This is a genomic window from Streptomyces populi, assembly GCF_002911015.1.
Classification (GTDB): Bacteria; Actinomycetota; Actinomycetes; order Streptomycetales; family Streptomycetaceae; genus Streptomyces; species Streptomyces populi.
The window spans coordinates 1-25,222 of record NZ_KZ626888.1 but is presented as its reverse complement, the minus strand read 5'-3'; the positions used below and the strand labels follow the sequence as shown (position 1 = coordinate 25,222).

Genomic DNA, 25,222 nt, shown 5'->3' with positions numbered 1-25,222 from the left:
CCGCTGCATGTCTGGAGCTCGTACACCGGTCGGGCCGTCCGAGAGGGGGCCCGCGAAGCAGACCGTCACCATCAGCTTCGCCGGTTTCAACCGGGCCTGGGCGGCCTGGATCGGGGACCGTCTGGAGCGGCGCGGACATCGCGTGGTGTACCAGCGCTGGGACTCCCCGGCCGAGGTGCCCCTCGTCGAACTGCTGCGGGACCTGACCCTGGCCAAGGGCCGCATCCTGATCGTCGTCAGCGAGTGGTACTTCCAGCTCGGACCGCGCACCCACGACGAGTGGAACGCCGCGCTGCGCGAGGTCGTCGCGCCCGACCCGTCCCGCTTCGCCGCCGTCTCCGTCACCAACAGCACGCTGCCGACGGCCACCACCGTGCTCGGTGCGGTCGACCTGAACAACATGGGCGCCGACGAGGCCGAGCGCCGCGTCCTGGAGCGCCTCGACCTGCCCTCCGACCCCCTTCCCGAGGCCGCCGAGGGCACCCGGCGCGGTCCCCGCTTCCCGGCCGCCATGCCGGAGGTCTGGGGCGGCGTACCCCGTCGAAACACCCGCTTCACCGGCCGCGAGCCGCTCCTGAACGAGGCCTACCACCTGCTCCAGGGCGCCGAGGCGGGCGCGGGCGTGGTCACCCTGCACGGCATGTCGGGCGTGGGCAAGACCCAGCTCGCCGCCGAGTACGTCTACCGCTTCGGCTCCGAGTACGACGTCGTGTGGTGGGTCAACGCCGAGAAACGGGTCACCTACCGGCGCCGACTGGCCGAACTCGCCCCCCAGTTGGGACTGACGACCGGCGCCGAATACGGCGAACGGCTGCGCGCCGTACGCGACTCGCTGCGCCGCGGCGACCCGTACGCCCGCTGGCTGCTGATCCTGGACGGCGCGGACGAGCCCGACCAGATCTACGACCTCGTCCCCACCGGCCCCGGCCACGTCCTGATCACCTCGCGCAACCCCGAGTGGAGCGAGCACAACAGCAGACTGCTGGAGGTGCCGGTCTACGCCCGCGACGAGTCCGTCGCGTTCATCCGCCGCCGTGCGCCCCGCCTGACCGAACCCGAGGCCGACCAGCTCGCCGAGGCGCTGGAGGACCTGCCCCTGCTGCTGGACCAGACGGCCGGCTGGCTCAACGACTCGGACTTGTCCGTCCAGGAGTACATCGCCCTCCTGGACGGAGGCATCGACCAGGACGTCGTCAAGGTCTCCGCCGACTTCCCGGTCGCCTTCCAGACCGCCTGGTCGATACTGCTGAACAAGCTCCGCGACACCGTCCCGGAGTCCGTCGACCTGCTCCGCCTGTGCACCTTCTTCGCACCGGGCTTCATCCCCGTGCGCCTCCTGAAGGAGATGCCGCACGACCAGCTGCCGGAACAGATCGCGGGCCTGCTCAACGACCCGCTGCTGTGGAACAGGGCGATCAACCAGCTCCGCCAGTACTCCGTCGTCCGCCTGGAGTCCCACGAGGCGGCCGGCGACGAGGCGGCCTCCTCCGGCGAGTCCCTGTACCTGCACCGCATGGTCCACCAGATCGTCCACAAGGACATGCCCGACGAGGACCGCCGCGAGTTCATCGACGTGGTCCGGCGCGCCCTGGCCGCGGCGGACCCCCGCCGCCCCACCGACACCCGCCTGTGGCCCGGCTACGCGGAGATCGCTCCGCACCTCAAGTACGCCGACGTCCTACAGAGCGATGATCCCACCGTCCAACGGCTCGTCTTCAACTGCCTTCGCTACATGTACATCTCGGGCGAGTACGTGGCGGGCATCAAACTCGGGGAACGCGCCATGGAGACCTGGCGGGCCCTCCTCGGCGACACCCACCCGCGCATCTGGGAACTGACCCACCACTACGCCAATCTCCTGCGCGCGGTGGGCGACTACGAACGGACGGAAGCCCTGGAGAGGGCAGCCGTGGACCATCTGCGCCAGGAGCGGGGCGAGCACGACCTCGATCATCTGCGGGCAGTCGGCGGACTCGCCGCCGACCTGCGGGGCCTGGCTCGCTACGACGAGGCGCTGGAGCGCTCCGAATGGCTCCTGACGGCGTACCGGGACCTGCTCGGCGAGACGGATTCGCGCACCTTGAACGCCCAGAACAACGTGGCTGTCTCGCTGCGTCTGCTGGGCCGCTACGACGAGGTCCTGGAGATCGACCGGCGGATGCTCGAGGCGCGCCGGGCACTGCTGCGCGGACGACACCCCTGGACTCTGTACTCGGAGATCGCCTACGCGACCGACCTGCGTCTCCTGGGGCGTTACACCGAGGCCGAGTCGATCCAGGCGAAGAGTGTCCGGGAGCACCGCATCGTCATGGGCGCCGATCACCCGGAGACGCTGCGGGCGGAGCACAACCTGGCCCTGTGCCAGTACCGGGCGGGTGACCGGACCCGGGCCGGGGCGATGCTCGCCGGAGTGCTGGAGCGCAGCGAACGCGTCCTCGGGGAGAACCATCCGACCACCTTGAGCTTCGCCGTCAGCGAGAGCTGTTTCGCCCGTGAGCACGGGGACATCGACCGGGCGAGAGAGGTCGGCGAAGCCGTCGTCGCACGCTACGAGATGCTGCTCGCCGAAGGCCATCCCTATCTCGCCGGCGCGCGGGCCAACCACGCGCTGGTGCTGCGCAGCGTGGGGGAACGCCAGTCGGCGCACGCGGCCGTCGAGCAGTCCCTGGCCGAGATGACCGCGGCGGTGGGGGAGCGCCACCCCTGGACGCTGGGATGCGCCGTCAACGCCTCCGCCCTGCGCAATCTCGTCGGGGACCCGGAGTCGGCGGCGGAGCTCGGCCATCTGACGGTCGTGAGGGCCACCGAGATGCTGGGCCGCGTCCACCCGCTGACCCTTTCGGCGCGTATCGCGCTGGCGGCCGATCTACGCGGCCTGAGGGAGCATCAACAGGCCGAGAAGTTCGAGCAGGAGGCACTGGAGGACCTGGCCGCCACTCTCGGGGCCCAGCACGTCCACACCATCTCCGCGCGCTCCCGCAACCGCCCCTTCTGGGACTTCGAGCCCTACATCACCTGAGGGACACGCACAGGAAACGGTGAAAAGGCCCGGCCCCGAGTCCGTTCGGACTCGGGGCCGGGCCCCTTTCTGCTGCCGTGCCGGAGGCCTACGCCTCGAACACCTCACGCACCAGCTGCTCCTGCTCCGCCTGGTGCCGCTTCGCGGAACCGACGGCGGGGGAGGAGGAGTGCGGACGCGAGATGCGGCGCAGGCGCTCGGAGCCCGGGACGTCCGCGCCGACCGCGAGGTCGAGGTGGTCGATCAGGTTGAGCGCGATGAACGGCCAGGCACCCTGGTTCGCCGGCTCCTCCTGGGCCCACAGGTACTTCTCGGCGTTCGGGTACTTGGCGATCTCCGCCTGGAGCTCGGCACCCGGGAGCGGGTACAGGCGCTCGATGCGGATGATCGCCGTGTCCGTGACGCCGCGCTTCTGCCGCTCGGCCTCCAGGTCGTAGTACAGCTTGCCGGCGCAGAACACGACCTTGCGCACGGCGGCCGCGTCGACCGTGTCGTCCCCGATGACCGGGCGGAACTGGCCCGTGGTGAACTCCTCCGCCTTCGAGGCGGCGGCCTTCAGGCGCAGCATCGACTTCGGGGTGAAGACCACCAGCGGCTTGTGGTGCGGGTTGTGCACCTGCCACCGCAGGAGGTGGAAGTAGTTCGACGGGGACGTCGGCTGGGCGACCGTCATGTTGTTCTGGGCGCACAGCTGGAGGAAGCGCTCGATGCGGGCCGAGGAGTGGTCCGGGCCCTGGCCCTCGTAGCCGTGCGGCAGCAGCAGGGTGACGCCGGACGTCTGGCCCCACTTCTGCTCGGCGGCCGAGATGTACTCGTCGACGACCGTCTGCGCGCCGTTGACGAAGTCGCCGAACTGCGCCTCCCACATCACCAGCGCGTCCGGACGGGCCAGCGAGTAGCCGTACTCGAAGCCCATGACCGCGTACTCGGAGAGCAGCGAGTCGTAGACGTTCAGACGGGCCTGCTCGTCCGAGAGGTACTGGAGAGGGGTGTAGTCCTCGCCGTTGACCCGGTCGATCAGCACCGCGTGGCGCTGGCCGAAGGTGCCGCGGCGCGAGTCCTGGCCGGACAGCCGGACCGGCGTGCCCTCCAGGAGCAGCGAACCGATGGCGAGGGTCTCGCCCATGCCCCAGTCGATCGTGCCGTCCTCGATCATCGCCGCGCGGCGCTGGAGCTGGGGGAGCAGCCGCGGGTGCACGGTGACGTTGTCGGGGATGTTGACCTGGGACTCGGCGATCCGCTTCACGATCTCCTGGGAGACCGCGGTGGACACGGCGACCGGGAACTCGGCCTGGACGTCCGGGACGTGGGCCTCGGGCGCCTGCGCGACGGCCTCGCGGACCTCGGTGAAGACCTTCTCCAGCTGGCCCTGGAAGTCCTGGAGCGCCTGCTCGGCCTCTTCGAGGGTGATGTCGCCGCGGCCGATCAGGGACTCGGTGTAGAGCTTGCGCACCGAGCGCTTCTTGTCGATCAGGTCGTACATCAGCGGCTGCGTGAACGCCGGGTTGTCGGACTCGTTGTGTCCGCGGCGGCGGTAGCAGATGAGGTCGATCACGACGTCCTTGTTGAACGCCTGACGGAACTCGAACGCGAGGCGCGCGACGCGGACGACGGCCTCGGGGTCGTCGCCGTTCACGTGGAAGATCGGCGCCTCGATCATGCGGGCCACGTCGGTGGCGTACATGGAGGAGCGCGACGACTCCGGGGCGGCGGTGAAGCCGACCTGGTTGTTGATGACGATGTGGACCGTGCCGCCCGTGCGGTAGCCGCGCAGCTGCGACATGTTGAGCGTCTCGGCGACCACACCCTGGCCGGCGAAGGCCGCGTCACCGTGCAGGGCGACGGGCAGGACCGTGAAGTCCGTGCCGCCCTTGTTGATGATGTCCTGCTTGGCGCGGACGATGCCCTCGATGACCGGGTCGACCGTCTCCAGGTGGGACGGGTTGGCGGCCAGCGAGACGGCGATCTGCTCGCCGTCGAGGCCGGTGAAGGTGCCCCGGGCGCCCAGGTGGTACTTCACGTCGCCGGAGCCGTGCATCGACTTCGGGTCGAGGTTGCCCTCGAACTCGCGGAAGATCTGCGCGTACGACTTGCCGACGATGTTGGCGAGGACGTTCAGGCGGCCGCGGTGGGCCATGCCGATGACGACCTCGTCCAGGCGGGACTCCGCGGCGCTGTCGATGACGGCGTCGAGGAGCGGGATGACGGACTCGCCGCCCTCCAGGGAGAAGCGCTTCTGGCCGACGTACTTCGTCTGGAGGAAGGTCTCGAAGGCCTCGGCGGAGTTCAGCCGGCGCAGGATGCGCAGCTGCTCCTCGCGCTCCGGCTTGGAGTGCGGGCGCTCGATGCGGTCCTGGATCCACTTGCGCTGCTTCGGGTCCTGGATGTGCATGAACTCGATGCCGGTGGTGCGGCAGTACGAGTCGCGCAGCACGCCGAGGATGTCGCGCAGCTTCATCAGGGACTTGCCCGAGAAGCCGCCGACCGCGAACTCGCGCTCCAGGTCCCACAGGGTGAGCCCGTGCTCGGTGATGTCCAGGTCGGGGTGCTTGCGCTGCTTGTACTCCAGCGGGTCGGTGTCGGCCATGACGTGGCCGCGGACCCGGTAGGAGTGGATCAGCTCGAAGACGCGGGCGGCCTTGGTGACGTCGTCGTCGTGGCTGGCGTCGATGTCCTTGAGCCAGCGGACCGGCTCGTAGGGGATCCGCAGCGACTCGAAGATCTCGTCGTAGAAGCCGGTCTCGCCGAGCAGGAGGTTCGCGACGATCCGCAGGAACTCGCCGGAGGCGGCGCCCTGGATGACCCGGTGGTCGTACGTCGAGGTCAGCGTCATGACCTTGGAGATGCCGAGCTTGTTCAGGGTGTCCTGGGAGGTGCCCTGGAACTCCGCCGGGTAGTCCATGGAGCCGACGCCCATGATGACCGACTGTCCGGGCATCAGGCGCGGGACCGAGTGGACGGTGCCGAGGCCGCCGGGGTTGGTCAGGGAGACCGTGACCCCGGTGAAGTCGTCCATCGTCAGCTTGCCGTCACGGGCGCGGCGGACGATGTCCTCGTAGGCCTGCCAGAACTCGAAGAAGTTCAGAGTCTCGGCCTTCTTGATGCCCGCGACGACCAGCTGGCGGTCGCCGTTGGGCTTCACCAGGTCGATGGCGAGGCCGAAGTTGACGTGCGCGGGCTTGACGAGGGTGGGCTTCCCGTCCTTCTCCGCGTAGTGCCAGTTCATCGACGGCATGGCCTTGATGGCCTGCACCATCGCGTACCCGATGAGGTGGGTGAAGGAGATCTTCCCGCCCCGGGCGCGCTTCAGGTGGTTGTTGATGACGATGCGGTTGTCGAAGAGCAGCTTCACCGGGACCGCGCGCACGGACGTGGCCGTGGGCAGCTCCAGGGAGGCGTTCATGTTCTTCGCGACGGCACCGGCGGGACCGCGCAGGGTCACGTACTCGGGGCCCTCGGGCGCCTCGGCGGCCGGGGCGGCCTTCGGCTGCGCGGCGGCCGGAGCGGCCTTCACGGGAGCCGGGGCGGCGGCAGCGGGCTTCGGAGCCGCGGGAGCGGCGGCCGGAGCGGGCGCGGCCGGGGCCTGGGGAGGAGCCTGGCGCGCCGCGGGCGGCACGGGAGCGGCCGGCGCGGCCGTGGTGGTGGTCCCTGCGGCCCCCGCGGCCGCAGTACCCGCCGGAGCCGCGGCGGCAGGTGCCCCGGGCTTGTAATCGGCGAAGAAGTCCCACCAGGCTCGGTCTACCGAATTCGGGTCCTGGAGGTACTGCTGATAGATCTCGTCGACGAGCCACTCGTTGGCACCGAAGGCAGCCGCGGGGTTCTTCCCGGTGGCTTGGTCATCGGTCGAGATACTCGAGTTACTGGGGGACTGTGGCGACACGGCGCTAACCGCCCTCTTCCGCTTCGCAAGGTGATGGACAGCGGGAATAAAGGCTACGCCTCCCTGGCCGAGAAGGTCAGGCCGGGCCCGTCCAACGTTGGCTAAGTCACATCGGAACCAGTGTTTCGGCTGTGGAAATGGCGGGAAACAAGCGAGGTTCCGCCTTGGAATGGGTACGTCGACCGAGGGCCGCGGCACGGTTCACGCGGTCCTGTGCCTGATCACACGTGTACGCCGGCGGCGACAGTGGTGGATCTTGCTGCTCCGGTTCGAACTTTACGTCAACTTGGCAGAGAAGGGAGGCCCGGAAGAATGACCTGGATCCGGCAACCCCGCTGAGATTCGGCCACACCGATGCGTCCGCCGTGCAGATCCACCGCCCAGCGGGCGATCGCGAGGCCCAGTCCCGTACCGCCGTCGCTGCCCGGACCGTGCGGCGCGGGCACCCCGCCGCGGTTGAACCGCTCGAAGACGCGGTGCCACTCCGACTTCGGGATGCCGGGCCCCTCGTCCAGGACCTCCAGGGCCAGCGACTCGGGATGGTCGCCCCGCCGGGCCCGGACCGTCACCCGGCCGTGCGGGGGGCTGTGCTTGACCGCGTTGTCGATGAGGTTCGCCATGACCTGGTGGATCCGCTCCGGGTCCGCGTGCGCGGTCAGCTCCGGCGGGGACACGTCGAGGTGCAGATGGACGTCCGTGCGGGTGTGACCGCCGCCGGAGCCCGAGGCGAGGTCCGCGCGCGCGGAGGCGACCATGTTGGCCTCCTTCAGCACCCCGGACAGGTACGGCCACACCTCGAAGCGCCGCCTGCGCAGCGGTACGACGCCGTTGTCCAGCCGGGACAGGTCGAGAAGGGTCTCCACCAGCCGCCCGAGGCGCTCCGTCTGCTTCAGCGCGGTGCGCATCGTCTCGGGATCGGCCTCGGAGACGCCGTCCACGACGTTCTCCAGGACGGCCCGCAGCCCCGCGATGGGGGTGCGCAGCTCGTGCGAGACGTTCGCCACGAGCTCCTTGCGCTGACGGTCCTGGGCCTCCAACTCGTCGGCCATGAGGTTGATCGTCTGGGCGAGGTCGCCCAGCTCGTCGCGCCGGTCGTCCCGCACCCGGCGGGTGTAGTCGCCGTGCCAGATCGAGCGGGCCACCGCGTTCATCTCGTCCAGCGGCGCGGTGAGCGAGTGCGCCACGAACTGCGTGATCAGCAGGGTGGCGATCATCGAGAAGACCGTGATGAAGCGGAGTTCCGTCTTGGTGTGCACCGCGATCATCGACAGACCGGTGGTGATGAGCACGGAGATGACGACCAGCGCGCCCAGCTTCGTCTTGATCGAGAAGGGGCGCACCTCGCCCCAGCCCGAGCTCCTGCGCTCCGCGGGCACGCGCTCGCCGAGCCCGCGCCCCCGCTCTCCGGGTCCGCTCATCACATCAGCCCCTCACGCGGGTCCCGGTCGAACGGGTCCCGACGTCTCCTGCCAAGGCCCGGCTCAGGGAGTCGGGGTCTCCAGTGCGTAGCCGACGCCGTGGACCGTGCGGATCCGCTCGGCGCCGATCTTGCGGCGCAGCGCCTTGATGTGGCTGTCGACCGTCCGGGTGCCGGAGGCGTCCGCCCAGTCCCACACCTCGGCGAGCAACTGCTCGCGCGAGAGTACGGCACGCGGGGTGTTCGCGAGGCAGACGAGGAGGTCGAACTCGGTCGGAGTGAGGTGCACGTCCTCGCTGCGGACCCGCACCCGGCGCTGCGCGTGGTCGATCTCCAGCTCGCCGAGCCGCAGGATGCCGCTGCGCGGGGTGGAGGCCGCGACCACCGCGCGCTCGACCCTGCGGAGCAGGACGTGCACCCGGGCGGCCAGCTCGCGCATGGAGAACGGCTTGGTCATGTAGTCGTCGGCGCCGACTCCGAGCCCGACCAGCATGTCGGTCTCGTCGTCGCGCGCGGTGAGCATCAGCACCGGCACCGGGCGGGCGGCCTGCACGCGACGGCAGACCTCCAGGCCGTCGAAGCCGGGCAGCATGATGTCGAGGATCAGCAGGTCGGGCTGCCATGCCTCGGCGGTGTCGACGGCGGCCGGGCCGTCGCCCGCGGTTTGCACGAGGAATCCCTCGGCTCGCAGACGGGCCGCGATGGCGTCGACGATCGTGGGGTCGTCCTCGACGACCAGGACCCGGCGCTGAGCGCCCGGGGTCGCCGCCGTGCCGTTCTGGGAGGTGTGTGTCTGCTCCATCGCCCGCCCCTGAAGTGTGCTTTCCGGAATCCGTGGGGTGATCCCATGACTGCGCTTGACGCTTGAATGATCCGCGCCAGGCAAGCAGGGTACGGGCAGTCGGTGCGCCGCGGCTATCCAGGTCTTACCGCGAGGTGCACCACGTCGGGAACGCCCCGGGCAACGGGGATCACTTCGGTACGAACCCGTCGGAATCCGGCATTTCGCAAGGTTCCTTCAAATTCCGGAGAGGGCTGCGCCGACCATACCGCGAGGACGCCGCCCGGCCTCAACACCCTTGCGCAGCTTGCGAGTCCGGACTCCCCGTACAGCCCCGCGTTGCCTTCGGTGACCGTCCAGTCGGGTCCGTTGTCGATGTCGAGGCACAGGGCGTCGAACGTGTCGGAGGTCTCATTGACGTATTCGACGAGGTCCCTCTCGACGATGCCGGTGCGCGGATCGGCGAGCGCCGGGGCCGAGAGCGAGGCGAGAGGGCCGTCCCGGTGCCAGTCGATGATCGCCCGTTCGCGCTCGACGACCGTGATGCGTCCCCAGCGGCGGTCGGCGGCGGCGTGCGCCAGCGAGAACCCGACGCCGAGCCCGCCGATCAGCACGTCCGGCTCCGGGCGCCCGTCGAGGGCGTCGTGGGCCGCGTCCATGAGCAGTCGCTCGGAACGCCCGTCGGAGGTGTCCATCAGGAAGCACCCGTTGGCGATGATCTGCAGCAGCGCGCCGTGGCGCCGCAGCACGACCTCGCCGTACGGACCCTGGCGGCGGTCGATGACCTCGGGGGTGTCGTACGAGGCAGTCATGGCCGCCATCCTGGCACTTTCACCTGTACGGGTCGCGGGAATTGCCGGTGAGGCGCCCCGCGGCCGGATCTTTCGGCAGTGCGGGTGCGGGTGCGATCGGGAGGGTCCGGTGGTCCTCGGGAGTGACGACGGATCCCGCGAGGTTGACGCGACGGCCGGCCGGGGCCCCGGGTGCGCCCCCGGGCCCGCGCTCCTCTCCCTCTCTTCTCCTCTCCATCTCCTCCTCCTCTTTCTCCTCCTTCTCCTTCGTTCCTCCTTTCTTATGGGACCTGTGAGGAGGGGCCGGCTTTCTCGAGGAGTTGCTGAGAACCGTCCCGCGTGCGGCGCCGGTCCTGGGCGGCGGTGGAGGGGACGCGAAGGGTGGTGGGCGACGGAAGGAGCGCCGCGCCGTGGACCCGGGCACCACCGAGCGAGCCGACGCGCCCATCGGGCCGGTGCCGGGCACATCCGGTCCGGGCGACGCGCCCATCGAGCCGGTGCCGGGCACACCCGGTCCGGTGGCCGTGCCGGGGGCCGCGCACACGTCCGCGGCGCCGAGCCGGTTCGGGTCGGCGGCGGGCGTTCCCGCCGCCGGCCCGTCCGCCGCGGGGGTCCTCGCGGCCGTCCCCCGGGCGGCCCGGAGTGCCGTTCCCGGCCGGCCACGCGCACCCCGCGCTCGTCCACTCCCTGCACCAGGCGTCCAGCACGGACGTCGCCCACCTCGTGCGGCATCCCGTGCTCGCGCTGATCGCGAGCGCGCTGTGGATCGTCGGCGGGACCGCCTCGCCGTACGCGGCCGGCTTCCTGCTCGGGCACGTGGTGGCCACGCTCGTCACCGAGCTGCCGGTCGGCGCGGCCGTGCCGACGGGCGTCCTGCCCGTCGGCTCGCTGCACCGGCTCGACTACGGCGTCAGCTTCGGCGTCGCCGCGTGCGCCGGTTCGCTCGCGGGGCTCGTCCCTCCCCGGCTCGGTCCTCACCCGGGACCTGGTCCTCCTCGCCGACCCGGTGACGGACGCGGGCCACCTGATCGCGCCGGCGGTCGGCGTCGCGACCTGGCCGCCGGCACGGCGACGGCACCGCCGCCGTCCTCCCGGACCGGACGCGCGGTCCCGGGGCGAGGCCCCCCGAGCCGTCCGGGCGTGCTCCGTCCGGGCGTGCTCCGATCGGCCCAGGAGCCCTTCTCCTCCGGATCGCCGGATGCGACCCGGTTGAGCCGTCCGGGGCCGGGCGCCCGGCCGGGGGCGTGCCCGCGTGACGCGAGCGCGTCCGGTGCGCTCACGCGGGTGATCCCGCGCCGGGGCCGGCCGTGCGACCGGTCCCGGACCCCGCCGGAGGGCGGAGACCGTCCTCGGTCCGGAGGGCTAGCGGGTGTGCGAGCCGTTGTGCGCGTCGGACGCGGACTGCCACGCCTGCAGGCCCGCCATGGAGGCCTCCTTGGCCCGGCGCCACTGCTGGGCCGCCTGCTGGGACGGCGGCACGTCCATGGTCCGGACCATGCGCCGGCCCGCGGCGAACACGGCGGCGGCCGCGATGACCATGCCGGTGCACGCCACCAGGGTGCCGGCCACGGTGAGCGCGGCGCCGGTCGTGACGAGCCGGGTGTCGATGTCGAGCTTGTGCTGGGAGAGATGGTGGTTCATGACTCCACCATCCGGCCGCCGGTGGCCACCTGCATCCCGAGCGCCCCGCGACCCGGGTTTCCGGCGTCCCCGGTGACGGCTCGCGGGGCTGGACGGGACGCCCGTACGGATGTGTCACAAGCGATCGCTCACAGCGAACAGCCGTCAGGGAACATCGCGGGGCTCCCGTGCATTGAGTCGACATAGCTCAACTTGACTGCCGAAGGGGAGATCATGGCTTCGACGTCCGCATCACTCACCTTGCCCGTGCTGCCGCTCGACGACGAGGTAGTGCTGCCCGGAATGGTGGTTCCGCTGGACCTGAACGACACCGATGTGCGCGCCGCGGTGGAGGCCGCACAGGCCGCCGCCCGTTCAACACCCGGCAAGCCCCAGGTACTCCTGGTGCCGCGCATCGACGGGACCTACGCGAGCACCGGCGTGCTCGGCACCGTCGAGCAGGTCGGCCGACTGGCCGACGGCGACCCCGGCGCGCTGATCCGAGGGCGCGGGCGCGTGAGGATCGGCGCGGGGACCACGGGCCCCGGCGCGGCCCTGTGGGTCGAGGGCACCCGGGTCGAGGAGACCGTCCCGGACCTTTTGCCCGGCCGGGTCGCCGACCTGGTGAAGGAATACAAGGCCCTGGCCACCAGCTGGCTCCGCAAGCGCGGCGCCTGGCAGGTCGTGGACCGGGTGCAGCAGATCGACGACGTCTCCGCCCTTGCCGACAATTCCGGTTACTCACCTTTCCTCAGCGTGGAACAGAAGGTCGAACTGCTGGAGACCGCCGACCCGGTGGCCCGGCTCAAGCTCGCCACCGAACAGCTCCGCGAGCACCTCGCCGAGCAGGACGTCGCCGAGTCCATCGCCAAGGACGTCCAGGAGGGCGTCGACAAGCAGCAGCGCGAGTTCCTGCTGCGGCGCCAGCTGGAAGCCGTGCGCAAGGAACTGCGCGACCTCAAGGGAGAGGGCGGCGAGGACGAGTCCGACGACTACCGTGCCCGTGTCGAGGCCGCCGACCTCCCCGAGAACGTCCGCGAGGCCGCGCTCAAGGAGGTCGAGAAGCTGGAGCGGTCCAGTGACCAGTCGCCCGAGGGCGGCTGGATCCGGACCTGGCTCGACACCGTCCTGGAGCTGCCGTGGAACGAGCGGACCGAAGACGCGTACGACATCAGGGGCGCCCGGGCCGTGCTCGACGCCGAGCACGCCGGTCTGGAGGACGTGAAGGAGCGCATCACCGAGTACCTGGCCGTGCGCAAGCGGCGCTCGGACCGGGGCCTCGGAGTCGTGGGCGGCCGCCGCGGCGGTGCCGTGCTCGCGCTCGTCGGCCCGCCCGGCGTCGGAAAGACCTCGCTGGGCGAGTCCGTCGCGCACGCCATGGGCCGCAAGTTCGTCCGCGTCGCCCTCGGCGGCGTCCGGGACGAGGCCGAGATCCGCGGCCACCGCCGCACGTACGTCGGCGCGCTGCCCGGCCGGATCGTCCGCGCGATCAAGGAGGCCGGGTCGATGAACCCGGTGGTCCTGCTCGACGAGATCGACAAGGTCGGCTCCGACTTCCGGGGAGACCCGGCGGCGGCACTGCTCGAAGTGCTCGACCCGGCGCAGAACCACACCTTCCGCGACCACTACCTGGAGGTCGAACTCGACCTCTCCGACGTGGTGTTCCTCGCCACGGCCAACGTCCTCGAAGCCATCCCCGAGGCCCTGCTCGACCGGATGGAGCTGGTCCGCCTCGACGGCTACACCGAGGACGAGAAGGTCGTCATCGCCCGGGACCACCTGCTGCCGCGCCAGCTGGAGCGGGCCGGTCTGGAGAAGGACGAGGTCGTCCTCGACGAGGGCGCGCTGCGCAAGCTCGCCGGGGAGTACACCCGGGAGGCGGGCGTACGGAACCTGGAGCGGGCGGTCGCGCGGCTGCTGCGCAAGGTCGCGGCCCAGCACGAACTGGGCGACCGGGAGCTGCCGTTCACGGTGACCGACGCCGACCTGCGCGGTCTCATCGGGCGCCCGCACCACGTGCCCGAGTCGGCGCAGGACCCGGCCGAGCGCCGTACGGCGGTGCCCGGTGTCGCCACCGGGCTCGCGGTCACCGGCGCGGGCGGCGACGTCCTCTACGTGGAGGCGTCGCTGGCCGACCCGGAGACGGGCGCGGCCGGTCTGACCCTCACCGGTCAGCTCGGCGACGTGATGAAGGAGTCGGCGCAGATCGCGCTCTCCTTCCTGCGCTCGCACGGCGCGGAGCTGGAACTGCCCGTCGGCGACCTGAAGGACCGGGGAGCGCACATCCACTTCCCGGCGGGCGCGGTCCCCAAGGACGGCCCGAGCGCGGGCGTCACGATGACGACCGCCCTGGCCTCGCTGCTGTCCGGCCGGCTGGTCCGCACCGATGTGGCCATGACCGGTGAGGTGTCGCTGACCGGACGCGTCCTGCCGATCGGCGGGGTGAAGCAGAAGCTGCTCGCCGCGCACCGGGCGGGTGTCACGACCGTGATCATCCCCAAGCGCAACGAGGCCGATCTGGACGACGTCCCGGCCGAGGTCCTGGAGAAGCTCGACGTCCACACCGTCACGGACGTCCGCCAGGTCCTGGAGCTGGCACTGGCGCCGGCGACGAACGGCGCGGTGCCGGAGGTTCCGGTGGCGGCGTAGGGGGCACCTCCCAGGCGTTGAGCACTGGGGGAGGACGCCACCGGAAGGGAAGGCCCGGGTCCCGTGAGGGAGGCCCGGGCCTTCCCCGTGCCGTGCGCGGAGCGCCTCCGCCGTTGCGGCCGGGGCCGTTCGGCCCTCAGCCGTTGGCCAGCGCCTTCACCCGGTCGAGGGCTCCGTTGAACTTGTCGTGGTCCCCGACCGTCGGTCCGGACGACGTGTACTGCCACATCGTGTAGTAGTCCCAGCCCGCCGGCAGCGTCCCCGGGTCGGAGGCGTAGCGCGCGATCCACAAGGGGTTGGACGAGGCGAAGCCGCCGTAGTTGCCGGTGCACTGCGTCCACCAGCTCGCGGCCGTGTAGATCACCGCGTCACGGCCGGTGCGCGCCTTGTACTGGTTCAGGAAGCTGCTGATCCAGCTGACCATCGCGCTCTGCGTCTTGCCGTAGCAGGCGGCCCCGTACGGGTTCCACTCGATGTCGAGCGTGCCGGGCAGCGTCCTGCCGTCGCCGGACCAGCCGCCGCCGTGGTCGACGAAGTAGTTGGCCTGGGTGGCACCGGTCGTGGTGTCCGGGGTGGCGAAGTGGTACGCCCCGCGGATCATGCCGATGTTGTAGGCGCCGTTGTACTGCTGGGCGAAGTACGGGTTCGTGTAGTACGTCCCCTCGCTCGCCTTGGTGTAGGCCCATCTGACCCCGCTGTTCCACAGCGTCGACCAGGCGACGTTGCCCTGGTAGCCGGCGACGTCCACGCCTTCGGTCTGGGTGGCGTCACCGGTGGACGGCGTGCCGTCCTGGCCGTCGTGGGCGGCGACCCCCATGCCCATCCGGGCGGAGCCCCGGGCGGGGACGTCGGCCGCGGAGGAGGGGAGGGTGGGGAGGAGGGAGAAGGCGGCGAGCAGGGTTCCCACCGCGAGTGCCCGCAGGCGGCGGGCCGTTCCGGATCTGTGCACGGGCATGTGCGTGCCTCCGAAGGGCGATGGAGCTCCGGGGCTCGGGGGAGCCCGGTGGAGCTCGGTGGGGGGAGAGCGCGGGCACGCGTGCCGATAGGGGGATCAGGCCGTTCCCGGCCCGGGGTGGCGTGCGCATGCCAGCAGATAAGTGTCTGATAAAGAAGCTACGCACGTAGACGACGACGTGGAAGAGGGGCCGGAGGCTGCCGTTGGTCTACGCCTGCGAAATACTGGCGGAGCTGCGGCAACGGCGAGTTCTGGCAGAAACTTTCAGGATCGGGAAACCGGGTCAGGGGTGCTGACGTGCACGAGGGCGGGAACGACGGCGGACGTCCGGTCGAATCCGGTGTGTCGGGAAATGGTGTGGACCGGTCCACGGCGCCCGGCGGGGCGGAGCGGGAGTTCCTCTCCCTGGAGCGAGAGTTGACGGTCTTCCTGCGCCGCGCCCGTGCCAGCCAGGGAGAGATGGCCCGCGAGGTCCATCCGGACCTGGAGTCCGCCGCGTACGGACTCCTCGTCCGCCTCGAGGAGTGCGGCCGCCAGCGCGCCACGGAACTCGCCGCCTACATCGGCGTCGGCAAGGCCACGATGTCCCGGCAGCTGCGCGCCCTGGAGGAGCTGGGCCTGGTCGCGCGCGAACCCGACCCCGCCGACGGGCGCGCCTGGCTCGTCCACCTCACGGAGGAGGGCCGCGGCCGCGTCTCCAGCGTCCGCGAGGCCCGCCGCGCCCGCTACGTCCGCCAACTCGCCCACTGGGACCAGGACGAGGTCGCGGAACTCGCCCGGCTGCTGAACCAGCTGAACCGCGGCATGGAGAAGTAGCCCCGGCCCGCCCGCCGCCCGCGTCTCCTCACAGCTCCACGAACACCACCGACGCGTCGTCGTGCGGCTTGCCCCGCCGGACGCCCGGCCGCTCCAGCGCCTCCGAGTGCTCCAGTCGCCGTACGCGCTCGACGAGCGAGGCGGAACCCTCCTCGCGCACGAGGGCGAACAGCTCGGTCCAGTCACCCGCGTGGAATCTCTCCACCCAGCGCCCGGCGCCGTCCGTGAGGGCCGCCAGGGCGCGGACCGACGACCGGGGGAGCGTGCCCGTCACCGCGCGCGAGGCCACCGAGGGGTCCGCGGCCGCCGTGAAGAAGCCGCCCTCCTTGTTGCGTACGGTCGCGTCGGCGACGGCGTCCGAGACGAGGGCGGCGCGGGGAAGCCGGGAGAGGCGGTCGTCCAGCAGGGCGGTGACCTCGCCCGTGGGGGATTCCACCAGCAGGGCCGAGTCGGAGAGGACCAGGTACTCGACCTGCGCGGGGGACCACCGTGCGAGGACCACGGTTGCCTGAGGCGTGCGCGGGTGAGAAAGGTCACAGGTGCCGGCGTGCGCGTCGGCGACACGGCGAATCGCCCGCGACAGGACCTCCGGCAGGGACAAATCCCCCTGCGAAACGGACAGTTCGGTCAGCGCTCCGCCCAGCCGCGCGGAGAACCACGGGACCGGATGCAGACAGCCGTACCCGTCCCGGGGCGGTGTCACCCCGTCGAGCACGACCAGTGAACCGCCCTGTCCTGAAGCTGAAAGCCCGACCGATGCGAAGTCCTCATTGGGGCGGCCCGGGTCTCCGGGCTCCGACACGAGTTCGCTGCGCATTCCGCCAGTCTGCACGAGCCCTTCACGAGGGCGCGGAAAGGCCGCCGGGGAACGTCCGGCGTGCGGTCCGGCGGCCCGGGCGCCGGGTTTGGCACGGAATGATCGACTCCGGCAAAACGTGGCGGCGAATACTGCCAAAGCCCGTCCCGGACGTCCAACCGGCCCGCTGCGCGGGCCCCCCGCGGGCGCCCCGAAGACTTGCTCGCCAACTCCCCTCCGATGTTCACTCCTTCGGGTGGCGGGTCAGGTGATGCGGGACCACTGCCCACCGGCACTGGGAGGGTCGGGAGCCGTACCGGGCGTACGCCTCGATTGACGGGACGTCACCCGGGCCCCAAATGGGTACACGAGTCAGGAATGCGAGCACCGGTGCAGAAGACGCGGCCGAGGCGCACAGGCAAGAAGACGGCCTCCAACTCCACAGAGGGCGGCGTCGTCGGCGACGCCACCGACTCCACGGGCCGGGGCAGGACCGCCCACGTACGCAACCGGCTGATCGTGGCCGTGGCGGTCGTCGCGGCCGCCATCGCCGGAGCCGGCGCGCCCATGGTGCTGTCCGCCTCACAGCAACTGAACGATTCCCAGAATCTGGTGACGCTCGCCCAGCGCACCCAGCAGGCGCTGACCCTCGCGCACGCGCTGGCCGACGAGCGCGACGAGGTCACCTCCTACGTCGCCGCGGGCAGGCCCAAGGCCAAGGCGCCCTCCGAGCAGCGCAGCGCCCAGGTCGACCGGCAGGTCGACGAGCTGCGCGCGGACGCGGACGCCCCCGCCGCGCTGCTCGAGGACCTCGACGGCATCGCGACGCTCAGGCGGGCGGCGCTCACCGGGAAGAGCTCCGCCCTCGAGGCGCACCGGGCGTACTCCGGGGCCATCGCCGACCTCCACGCACTCGCCGAGGACCTGGCCGACCGGATGCCGCCGCGCGCGGGCTCCGGCGCGCACGCCCTCGCCGAGCTGGACACCGCCGTCCAGCAGTCCGCCGAGGCCCGCGGGCTGCTCCTGGCGGCCCTCGGCGTCCCGCACACCACCCAGAGCGTCTACAACCCGGTCACGGGCCTGACGTCCACCACGAACGTCTCCTCGCCCGCCGACGCCAAGCAGCGCGACGCGCTGAGCGCCGCCGCCCAGCAGGCGCGCCTGCGCTCCGACGCGGCGATCGCGGACTTCCGCGAGACCGCGCCCAAGCAGGCCGCGACGTCGTACGACTCCACGGTCACCGGCCCCGACGTCGCCTCCGCGGACAAGTACCTGGCGAACCTCACCGGACAGCCCAAGCTCTCCGACTCCGCGCTCGGCACCGACGCCAAGAAGCTCGGCGCCGCCCTGTCCGCCCGGATCGACCTGATGCGCGGCGCCGAGGCCTCCCTCAACGACCACCGCACCAAGGACCTCGAGAAGCTCCGGGACGACGACGTCACCGCGCTGGAGCTCCGCGTCACCCTCCTCGGCGTCCTGATGCTCGTCGCGGCCGGCATGACGACGGCCATGGCCCGCAGCCTCACCCGGCCGCTCGCCGTCCTGCGCCTCGGCTCGGCCCGGCTCGCCGCCGACCCGGCCTCCGGGGAACCGGTCAGGTTCACCGGCCGCAACGACGAGTTCGCCCAGGTCGTCCGCTCCGTCAACGCGCTGCACGCCCACGCGGCCGGACTGCACGAGCGGATCGCCACCCTCGAGACCGACCGCAAGCACCTCGTCGGCCAGCGCCAGCAGATGGCCGACGAGCGCGACCGGCTGCGCGGCGAACTCGCCGAGGCGGCGGCACACCTGGAGCAGGTGCGCGGCACCATCCACAGCACCTTCGTCAACCTCGCGCTGCGCACCCTCGGCCTCGTCGAGCGACAACTCGGCGTCATCGAGGGCCTGGAGGAGCGCGAGCAGGACCCGGACCGCCTCTCCACCCTCTTCAAGCTCGACCACTTCGCCACCGTCATGCGGCGGCACAGCGAGAACCTCCTCGTCCTCGCCGGTGCCGAGCACGTCCAGCACCACGCGCACCCGGTGCCGCTCGTCGACGTCGCCCGGGCCTCGGTCAGCGAGATCGAACGGTACGAACGGGTACGGATCGCCGCGCTGCCCCCGCACGCGCACATCGCCGGGTTCGCCGCCGACGACATCAGCCACCTGCTGGCCGAACTCCTGGAGAACGCCACCTCCTTCTCGCCGCCCGACGTGCCCGTCGAGGTCTCCGGCTGGCTGCTGGAGAGCGGCGACGTGATGCTCTCCGTGCAGGACGAGGGCATCGGCATGACCGACGAACGGATGAGGCACCTCAACGCCCGCCTCACCGAGTTCGACCCCGAGGACACGTACGACCAGGAGAGCGGCGAGGGACTCGGGCTCGGCCTGTACGTCGTGGCCCGGCTCGCCCACCGGCACGGCGTACGGGTGAAGCTGCGCGAGCAGAAGCAGGGCGGGGTGGCCGCCGTGGTCGTCCTCCCGAAGGCGCTGCTCGCCGCCGCGCCGTCGTCGACCGTCCCCACCTCCGTCCGGATCGTCGGCGGAGCCCCCGCCGTGACCCTGCCGGGCGCCGACGCCGAGGCCAACTCCAACGTGCTGCGCGGCCGTTCGATCCGGCGCGCCTCGCTGCCGGCCCCGGCCGACGGCGAGGACCCGCTGATCGCGGCGGCCGAGATGGCCGTGCAGGAGTCCGGTTCCGAACCGGAAGCGGATCCCGAGCAGGCACCCGCCCCCGAGCAGCCACCGGCCCCCGAGTCCGGGCAGGCCGCGCGGACCCCGGTCATCCCGGCCCCCCGGGAGCCCGAGCCGGCCGCGGAGCCGGAGCCCACGTCCGAGACGACGATGGAGCTGCTGCTCCCGGAGCTCGCCCCGGAAGTCCCCGCGTCGGAGACCACCGGCCCGGACGCGGCCGGCGAGCCGTCCGGTACGACCGGTGCGCCCGCCCCCGGGAGCCCCGAGACGGCCGGAGCCCCCGTGGAGCCGGCCCCCGGCGCCGCCGAGGCCGCCGCCTCCCTTCCGGGCGGACCGGCCGATGAGCCCGCCCCCTCGGCGGGCCCGTCCGCCGAGGCACCCGCGGCCCCGGCCGCCGCCGACCCCTACGCCATCGGTCCCGACCACCACGAGCGGGTCCCCGACGAGCAGCCCAGGCTCACCGACAAGGGCCTGCCCAAACGCACGCCGAAGATCTCCGCCCCCGCCGCCGCACCGCGGCCGCGCGTGGGCGGCGTGGACGCCGACGCCCTGCGCCGCAGGCTCGGCGGGTTCCACCGGGGAGCGATCGAAGGCCGCCGCGACGTGGAGGCCGAGATCGCCGAACGGACGGGCGAGACCCCCACGCCCGAAGGACAGGCCCCGGCGGCCCCCACACCAGCACACGCGTCCGCAGGACCCGCGCCCACCGCGCACCGGACCGACGCGCAGGACGTAGAAGCATCGGGGGGCAAAGTCGAGGAGGCAAGCAATTGACCGCGACCAGTACCTTCGGCCTGAGCAGCGAAGCACGTAACCTGCACTGGCTGCTGACCAATCTCGTCGAGGAGGTGCCGGGCCTCCAGTCGGTCGCGGTCGTCTCCTCCGACGGCCTGCTCCTGCTCTCCTCCGACCCCGGCCACAACGCCGAGGCGAGGACGGCCGACAGCACCCGGCCCAAGGGCCCCAAGGGCTCCGCGGCCGACCTCGCGACCATCGTCTCCGGCATCGGCAGCCTCACCCTCGGCGCCGCCAAGCTGATGGACAACGGCGGCGTGAAGCAGACCATGGTCGCGATGGACGAGGGCAGCCTCTTCGTCATGGCGATCAGCGACGGTTCGCTCCTCGGGGTGCACGGCTCCGCGGACTGCGACATGAGCGTGGTGGCGTACCACATGGCGCTCTTCGTCGGCCGGGCCGGACACGTCCTGACCCCGGAGCTGCGCATCGAGCTCCGGAAATCCCTAGAGGCCGACGCTTCCGGGAGCGCCTGATGACCGCGTCGAAGGGCGTCAAGAAACTCCCGGTGCGCGGCGGGGACCGCAAGCCGGCCCGCGTACGCCCCTACTCGCTCACCGGCGGACGGACGCGCTTCGGCCACGTCCTGCTGGTGGAGACGTTCGTGGCGGCGCTGGACGCCCCGGAGGCGCGCAAGGAGCTGACCGGGGGCTCGCTCACCGCCCGGGTCATGCCCGAGATGCGGGCCATCGTCGAACTCTGCCGCCGCATGCGTACGGTGGCCGAGATCGCCGCTCTTCTCAGGATGCCGCTCGGAGTGGTCCGCGTGCTCTTGAGCGACCTGGCGGACCAGGGAAAGATCCGTGTGTACGGAACAGGTCACGGCCCGGGACAGCCGGACCGTGCCCTGCTGGAAAGGGTGCTGAGTGGACTCCGTCGTCTCTGACGCCGAACCTGGCGTCGCCCCCGACGCCGAAACCGGTGTCGACCCCCTCCTCGAAGAAGAGGAGAACCTGCAGGCCTGGCAGACGGACCGCACGCGCGCGCCGATCGCCACCAAGATAGTGGTGGCCGGCGGCTTCGGCGTCGGCAAGACCACCCTCGTCACGTCCGTCTCGGAGATCACGCCCCTCCAGACGGAGGCGCTGATGACCCAGGCCAGCGAGGAGACCGACGACCTCACGGGTACGCCGGACAAGCTGACCACCACCGTGGCCATGGACTTCGGGCGCATCACGCTCGACGACGACCTGGTGCTCTACCTCTTCGGCACGCCCGGCCAGCAGCGGTTCTGGTTCATGTGGGACGACCTGGTGCGCGGCGCGATCGGCGCGGTGGTCCTCGCCGACACCCGCCGCCTCTCGGACTGCTTCCCGGCGCTCGACTACTTCGAGAGCTGCGGACTGCCGTACGTCGTCGCCGTCAACCACTTCGACGGCAGCGACGAGTACGAGCCGGACGACGTGCGCGAGGCCCTCACCGTTCCCTCGCACATACCTGTCATGATCATGGACGCGCGCCGCCGGATCTCGGTCGTCGAGACCCTGCTCGCGCTCGTCGGCCACGCACTCGAAGTCAGCCCCGAATAAGCAGGGCCCCCGAGGACTGGGAGAAACAACCCGCATGCGGAAGATACTCGTCGTCGGAGCCGGCCAGTCCGGACTCCAGCTCGCCCTCGGACTCCAGTCGCACGGGTACGAGGTCACCCTGATGTCGAACCGGACGGCGGACGAGATCCGTTCCGGCCGGGTCATGTCGACGCAGTGCATGTTCGACACGGCGCTCCAGCACGAGCGCGATCTCCAGCTGAACTTCTGGGAGTCCCAGGCCCCGAAGATCGAGGGGCTCGGAGTCTCCGTCGCGGTCCCCGGCTCCTTCGACCCGGGCCCCTCGCAGCGCGCCATCGACTGGGTCGGCAAGCTCGACGGCTACGCGCAGTCGGTCGACCAGCGCGTCAAGATGGCCGGCTGGATGGAGACGTTCGCGCAGCGCGGCGGCCAACTGGTCATCCACGGCGCCGCGGTCTCCGACCTCGACTACTTCTCCCGCGCGTACGACCTGGTGCTCGTCTCGGCGGGCAAGGGCGAACTCGTCTCGATGTTCGGCCGTGACGCCGACCGCTCCCCGTACACCGAGCCGCAGCGCGCCCTCGCGGTGTCCTACGTGCACGGCCTGGGCCCGCGCCCGGAGCACCCGGACTACGACGCGGTCCGCTGCAACCTGGTTCCCGGCGTCGGCGAGCTGTTCATCATGCCGACCCTCACCACCTCGGGCCGCGCCGACATCCTCTTCTGGGAGGGCATCCCCGGCGGCCCGCTCGACGTCTTCAACGGCGTCAAGGACCCCGCCGAGCACCTCTCCCTGACCCTGGAACTCATGGAGCGGTTCACGCCCTGGGAGTACGCCCGCGCCACGAACGTCGAACTCACCGACGCGGGCGGCACGCTGTCCGGGCGGTACGCCCCCACCGTCCGCAACCCGATCGGCCGCCTCCCCGGCGGCGGACTGGTCCTCGGCGTCGCGGACGTCGTCGTGGCCAACGACCCGATCACCGGCCAGGGCTCCAACTCGGCCTCCAAGTGCGCCGCCGCCTACCTCGCCTCGATCGTCGAGCAGGGCGACAAGCCCTTCGACGAGGAGTGGATGCAGGCGACCTTCGACCGCTACTGGGACACCGCGCAGCACGTCACCAAGTGGACCAACGCCATGCTGGGCGTCCCCCCGGAGCACGTCCTCAACCTCATCGGAGCCGCGGGCCAGCTCCAGCCCGTCGCCGACCGCTTCGCCAACGGCTTCGACAACCCGGCCGACTTCGAGAACTTCTTCTTCGACCCGGAGAAGACGGCGGCCTACCTGGCCTCGGTCACCGGGGCGGCGGAGGCGTAGCCCTCGTCGGATCCCTCCGCGGCCTCCTCGGGGAGCTTCGGCGGCGCGTAGTGCCGCAGGGGCTCCCCGCCCGGGTCCGGGCGCACGGCGCCCAGCAGCGGGTTCGCCGCGATGGGGGACACCTTGATCCTCGCCCCGGGCCGCGGCGCCTGCACCACCATCCCGTCGCCGAGGTAGAGGGCGACGTGCGTGGCCTCGGGGAAGTAGACCACCAGATCGCCGGGACGCAGTTCGTCCAGCGGGACCCTCGGAAGCTCGGCCCACTGCTCCTGGCTGGTGCGCGGGATGGGCCGGCCGGCCCGCTCCCAGGCCTGTGACGTCAGCCCCGAGCAGTCGTAGGCCTTCGGCCCCTCCGCGCCCCACTCGTACGGCTTCCCGATCTGCTCGACGGCGTAGCGAAGCGCCTCCTCGCCCTCCCGCGTGGGCGGACGCACGCTGCTGAGGGCACCGGACGCCATGATCTTCTTCTGTGCCGCGGCCGTTCCCGACCGCTCGGCCCGGTCCAGTCCGGCGATCTGGTCCGCGGTCAGCGAGGCGAGCAGCCGCTGGACGTCGTCCAGGCGCTCGCGCACCTCGTCCTGCTCCTTCTTCTGCCGTGCGGCCAGGGCGAGTTGCCCGTCCAGCGCCTTGCGGGCCGCGCGCGCGAGCGCGTCGGCCCGCTTCTCGCCGCCCGCGACCCGCCGCACGGTCGCGGCCCGCTCCAGCGACAACTGTCCGATCAGGTGCCCCTGGTCGAGGGCGTGCTGCGGATCCCGGGCGAGCAGCAGCCGTACGTACGGGGAGATCTCGTCCGCGCTCTGGTACTGCTGCCGGGCCAGCCGTCCGGCGGCGCCCCGGCTGTCCTCCAGCGACAGACGGGCCCTGGCGAGCCGGGCGTCGAGCCGGGCGACCTCCGCCCGCTGCTCCTTCAGCTTCTCGGCGGTCCCGTTGTACGCCTCGGTGGCGCGCTCGGCGTCCCGGTACAGCCGCTGAAGGTCCGTCAGCAAAGAAGCCGCAGACCGCTCGGAACCCTGGCCCGGCTCAGGAGCGGCCCCCGCGGGCGCGGAGGGAAGCAGCGCCCCGACCGCGACCGCCCCCGTGCAGACCAGGCGCAGCAGCCTTCCTGACACAACATCACCTCCGGTGCCGGGGCGGCCCGTCCACCGCCCGTCTCGCACCGCAGGATCGGACCGCCGCGTCCCGCACGCGCGCCGGAAGGCCGCTTCGGCCCAAGAACGTCACTCGTCGGCGTTGCTCTCCGGCGTGGCGCCGCCCTTGCGCGATGACCACGGCAGCTTGAACCGGCGCTCCGACGAGCCGCCCTCGGGGTCGTACTCGTACTTCCACCCCTGGTGGAGCCCGAGCCGCTTGCTCGTCGCGGCCTGGACGCGCCGGTAGACGACCACGGTGGACGGGCCGCCGTCGACTCCGGGCACCGGGATCCGGTACGTCTTCGGCGGGTGCCCCGTGATCCCGATCAGGACGGGCAGGACGCGCCCGTCCAGCGGGCCGCCGACAAAGGGGGTGTCTTCGCTCTTCACCGGACCAGTGTCACAGCAGGTGGGCCGCGTTCCCGACAACGGGCAGCACCCGGCGGACCAGCACCCCCGTGACACCGTCGGGCCGCTCCATCACGAGCGCCGCCCGGACCGCCGCCGCGGTCTGCGCATCGCTCCCGGCGCTCGCCACGAGCGCCGCCACGAACTGCTCGACGAGCCAGTCCCGCAGCTCGTCCAGCGGCGGCTCCTTGTCCTCGTCGAGCCAGATCAGCGAGGCGGCCTCCACGGCCGTGATCCACATCCGCACGGTCATCCGCAGCCGGGGCCCGGGATCCTTCACCACCAGATGATCGAGGATGTGCTCCGCCGCGGCCCTGCGCACTCCGTCGACTATGGCCGTGGTCCGCGAGGTCTCGATGACGCTCCCGCCCTGCAGCAGAGCGCTGAACCCGGCGTCGTGCTGGTCCACGAACGCGAGGTACCGGTCGAGCGCCCGGGAGAGCCGCTCGGTCAGCGGCCCCTCCGCGGGCTCCGCGAAACACTGCTCCAGCTCCTCCGCGGCCGACCGCAGGGCGGCCTCGTACAACTGCTGCTTGCCGCCCGGGACGTACCGGTACACGAGCGGCCGCGACACCCCGGCCGCCTCCGCCACGTCGTCCAGCGAGACGTCCTCGGGCGCCCGCTGGGCGAACAGGGACAGCGCGGCCTCGAGCAACTGACTGCGCC

The 25,222-nt window shown here is 71.6% G+C and carries 18 protein-coding genes; 8 read left to right on the top strand and 10 right to left on the bottom strand.

Annotation, left to right across the window (positions count from 1 at the left end; translation table 11 throughout):
- The first annotated feature begins 7 nt into the window (after positions 1-7).
- Entirely contained in the window at positions 8-3,019 is a 3,012-nt protein-coding gene (gene fxsT / locus CW362_RS23905) for an FxSxx-COOH system tetratricopeptide repeat protein (protein ID WP_103551579.1), read from the top strand.
- A gap of 88 nt (positions 3,020-3,107) precedes the next feature.
- On the opposite strand, the gene CW362_RS23900 is transcribed toward fxsT, so the two are convergent.
- The 5 genes from CW362_RS23900 to CW362_RS23880 all read right to left on the bottom strand — a co-directional run bounded on the left by CW362_RS23900 (position 3,108) and on the right by CW362_RS23880 (position 11,529).
- Positions 3,108-6,899: a multifunctional oxoglutarate decarboxylase/oxoglutarate dehydrogenase thiamine pyrophosphate-binding subunit/dihydrolipoyllysine-residue succinyltransferase subunit gene (locus CW362_RS23900; RefSeq protein WP_103551578.1), complete on the bottom strand. Its 3,792-nt coding sequence runs from the start codon at positions 6,897-6,899 to the stop codon at positions 3,108-3,110.
- Positions 6,900-7,180: 281 nt separating this feature from the next.
- Positions 7,181-8,317, bottom strand: coding sequence for a HAMP domain-containing sensor histidine kinase (locus tag CW362_RS23895; RefSeq protein ID WP_240657996.1), 1,137 nt, complete (start codon positions 8,315-8,317; stop codon positions 7,181-7,183).
- Between the two features lie 63 nt (positions 8,318-8,380).
- Entirely contained in the window at positions 8,381-9,118 is a 738-nt protein-coding gene (locus CW362_RS23890; RefSeq protein ID WP_037620929.1) for a response regulator transcription factor, read from the bottom strand.
- Positions 9,119-9,231: 113 nt separating this feature from the next.
- On the bottom strand, positions 9,232-9,909 hold the full coding sequence (locus tag CW362_RS23885; protein ID WP_103551577.1) for a spermine/spermidine synthase domain-containing protein: 678 nt from the start codon (positions 9,907-9,909) through the stop codon (positions 9,232-9,234).
- Positions 9,910-11,250: 1,341 nt separating this feature from the next.
- Positions 11,251-11,529 (bottom strand): hypothetical protein, encoded by a 279-nt coding sequence (locus CW362_RS23880; RefSeq protein ID WP_103551576.1) that lies wholly within the window; start codon positions 11,527-11,529, stop codon positions 11,251-11,253.
- A 213-nt stretch (positions 11,530-11,742) separates the two neighbouring features.
- Between CW362_RS23880 and lon the strand changes: the two genes are divergently transcribed.
- Positions 11,743-14,157: an endopeptidase La gene (gene lon, locus CW362_RS23875; RefSeq protein WP_103551575.1), complete on the top strand. Its 2,415-nt coding sequence runs from the start codon at positions 11,743-11,745 to the stop codon at positions 14,155-14,157.
- Between the two features lie 136 nt (positions 14,158-14,293).
- On the opposite strand, the gene CW362_RS23870 is transcribed toward lon, so the two are convergent.
- Positions 14,294-15,112: a lysozyme gene (locus CW362_RS23870; RefSeq protein ID WP_103551574.1), complete on the bottom strand. Its 819-nt coding sequence runs from the start codon at positions 15,110-15,112 to the stop codon at positions 14,294-14,296.
- A gap of 297 nt (positions 15,113-15,409) precedes the next feature.
- On the opposite strand from CW362_RS23870, the gene CW362_RS23865 reads away from it, so the two are divergent.
- Positions 15,410-15,928: a MarR family winged helix-turn-helix transcriptional regulator gene (locus CW362_RS23865; RefSeq protein ID WP_103551573.1), complete on the top strand. Its 519-nt coding sequence runs from the start codon at positions 15,410-15,412 to the stop codon at positions 15,926-15,928.
- A gap of 28 nt (positions 15,929-15,956) precedes the next feature.
- On the opposite strand, the gene CW362_RS23860 is transcribed toward CW362_RS23865, so the two are convergent.
- Positions 15,957-16,745, bottom strand: a complete 789-nt coding sequence (locus CW362_RS23860; protein ID WP_103551572.1) for a protein phosphatase 2C domain-containing protein — start codon at positions 16,743-16,745, stop codon at positions 15,957-15,959.
- A gap of 369 nt (positions 16,746-17,114) precedes the next feature.
- Between CW362_RS23860 and CW362_RS23855 the strand changes: the two genes are divergently transcribed.
- From CW362_RS23855 to CW362_RS23835, 5 genes are read left to right on the top strand one after another with little or no spacing between them, the layout of a single operon-like run.
- Positions 17,115-20,171, top strand: a complete 3,057-nt coding sequence (locus CW362_RS23855) for a sensor histidine kinase (protein WP_240657994.1) — start codon at positions 17,115-17,117, stop codon at positions 20,169-20,171.
- Positions 20,168-20,668, top strand: a complete 501-nt coding sequence (locus CW362_RS23850) for a roadblock/LC7 domain-containing protein (protein WP_103551570.1) — start codon at positions 20,168-20,170, stop codon at positions 20,666-20,668. Before CW362_RS23855 ends, CW362_RS23850 begins: the two co-directional genes overlap by 4 nt.
- Positions 20,668-21,078 (top strand): DUF742 domain-containing protein, encoded by a 411-nt coding sequence (locus tag CW362_RS23845; protein ID WP_103551569.1) that lies wholly within the window; start codon positions 20,668-20,670, stop codon positions 21,076-21,078. The genes CW362_RS23850 and CW362_RS23845 overlap by 1 nt, the downstream gene beginning before the upstream one ends.
- On the top strand, positions 21,059-21,721 hold the full coding sequence (locus CW362_RS23840; protein ID WP_103551568.1) for a GTP-binding protein: 663 nt from the start codon (positions 21,059-21,061) through the stop codon (positions 21,719-21,721). The genes CW362_RS23845 and CW362_RS23840 overlap by 20 nt, the downstream gene beginning before the upstream one ends.
- Positions 21,722-21,755: 34 nt before the next feature.
- Positions 21,756-23,018, top strand: coding sequence for a styrene monooxygenase/indole monooxygenase family protein (locus CW362_RS23835; RefSeq protein WP_103551567.1), 1,263 nt, complete (start codon positions 21,756-21,758; stop codon positions 23,016-23,018).
- On the opposite strand, the gene CW362_RS23830 is transcribed toward CW362_RS23835, so the two are convergent.
- From CW362_RS23830 to CW362_RS23820, 3 genes are all read right to left on the bottom strand, one after another.
- Positions 22,982-24,127 (bottom strand): C40 family peptidase, encoded by a 1,146-nt coding sequence (locus CW362_RS23830; protein WP_103551566.1) that lies wholly within the window; start codon positions 24,125-24,127, stop codon positions 22,982-22,984. The genes CW362_RS23835 and CW362_RS23830 overlap by 37 nt on opposite strands.
- Before the next feature lie 108 nt (positions 24,128-24,235).
- The gene (locus CW362_RS23825) at positions 24,236-24,538 is read right to left on the bottom strand and encodes a hypothetical protein (RefSeq protein WP_103551565.1); all 303 of its coding nucleotides are present in this window, start codon (positions 24,536-24,538) and stop codon (positions 24,236-24,238) included.
- Between the two features lie 10 nt (positions 24,539-24,548).
- A partial coding sequence (locus CW362_RS23820) for a TetR/AcrR family transcriptional regulator (protein WP_103551609.1) occupies positions 24,549-25,222 on the bottom strand: 674 nt, incomplete at its 5' end.

Coding starts and splice junctions, on each gene's coding strand:
- fxsT (WP_103551579.1), top strand. CDS start 8: ATGTCTGGAGCTCGTACACCGGTCGGGCCGTCCGAGAGGGGGCCCGCG.
- CW362_RS23895 (WP_240657996.1), bottom strand. CDS start 8,317: ATGAGCGGACCCGGAGAGCGGGGGCGCGGGCTCGGCGAGCGCGTGCCC.
- CW362_RS23890 (WP_037620929.1), bottom strand. CDS start 9,118: ATGGAGCAGACACACACCTCCCAGAACGGCACGGCGGCGACCCCGGGC.
- CW362_RS23885 (WP_103551577.1), bottom strand. CDS start 9,909: ATGACTGCCTCGTACGACACCCCCGAGGTCATCGACCGCCGCCAGGGT.
- CW362_RS23880 (WP_103551576.1), bottom strand. CDS start 11,529: ATGAACCACCATCTCTCCCAGCACAAGCTCGACATCGACACCCGGCTC.
- lon (WP_103551575.1), top strand. CDS start 11,743: ATGGCTTCGACGTCCGCATCACTCACCTTGCCCGTGCTGCCGCTCGAC.
- CW362_RS23870 (WP_103551574.1), bottom strand. CDS start 15,112: ATGCCCGTGCACAGATCCGGAACGGCCCGCCGCCTGCGGGCACTCGCG.
- CW362_RS23860 (WP_103551572.1), bottom strand. CDS start 16,745: ATGCGCAGCGAACTCGTGTCGGAGCCCGGAGACCCGGGCCGCCCCAAT.
- CW362_RS23845 (WP_103551569.1), top strand. CDS start 20,668: ATGACCGCGTCGAAGGGCGTCAAGAAACTCCCGGTGCGCGGCGGGGAC.
- CW362_RS23835 (WP_103551567.1), top strand. CDS start 21,756: ATGCGGAAGATACTCGTCGTCGGAGCCGGCCAGTCCGGACTCCAGCTC.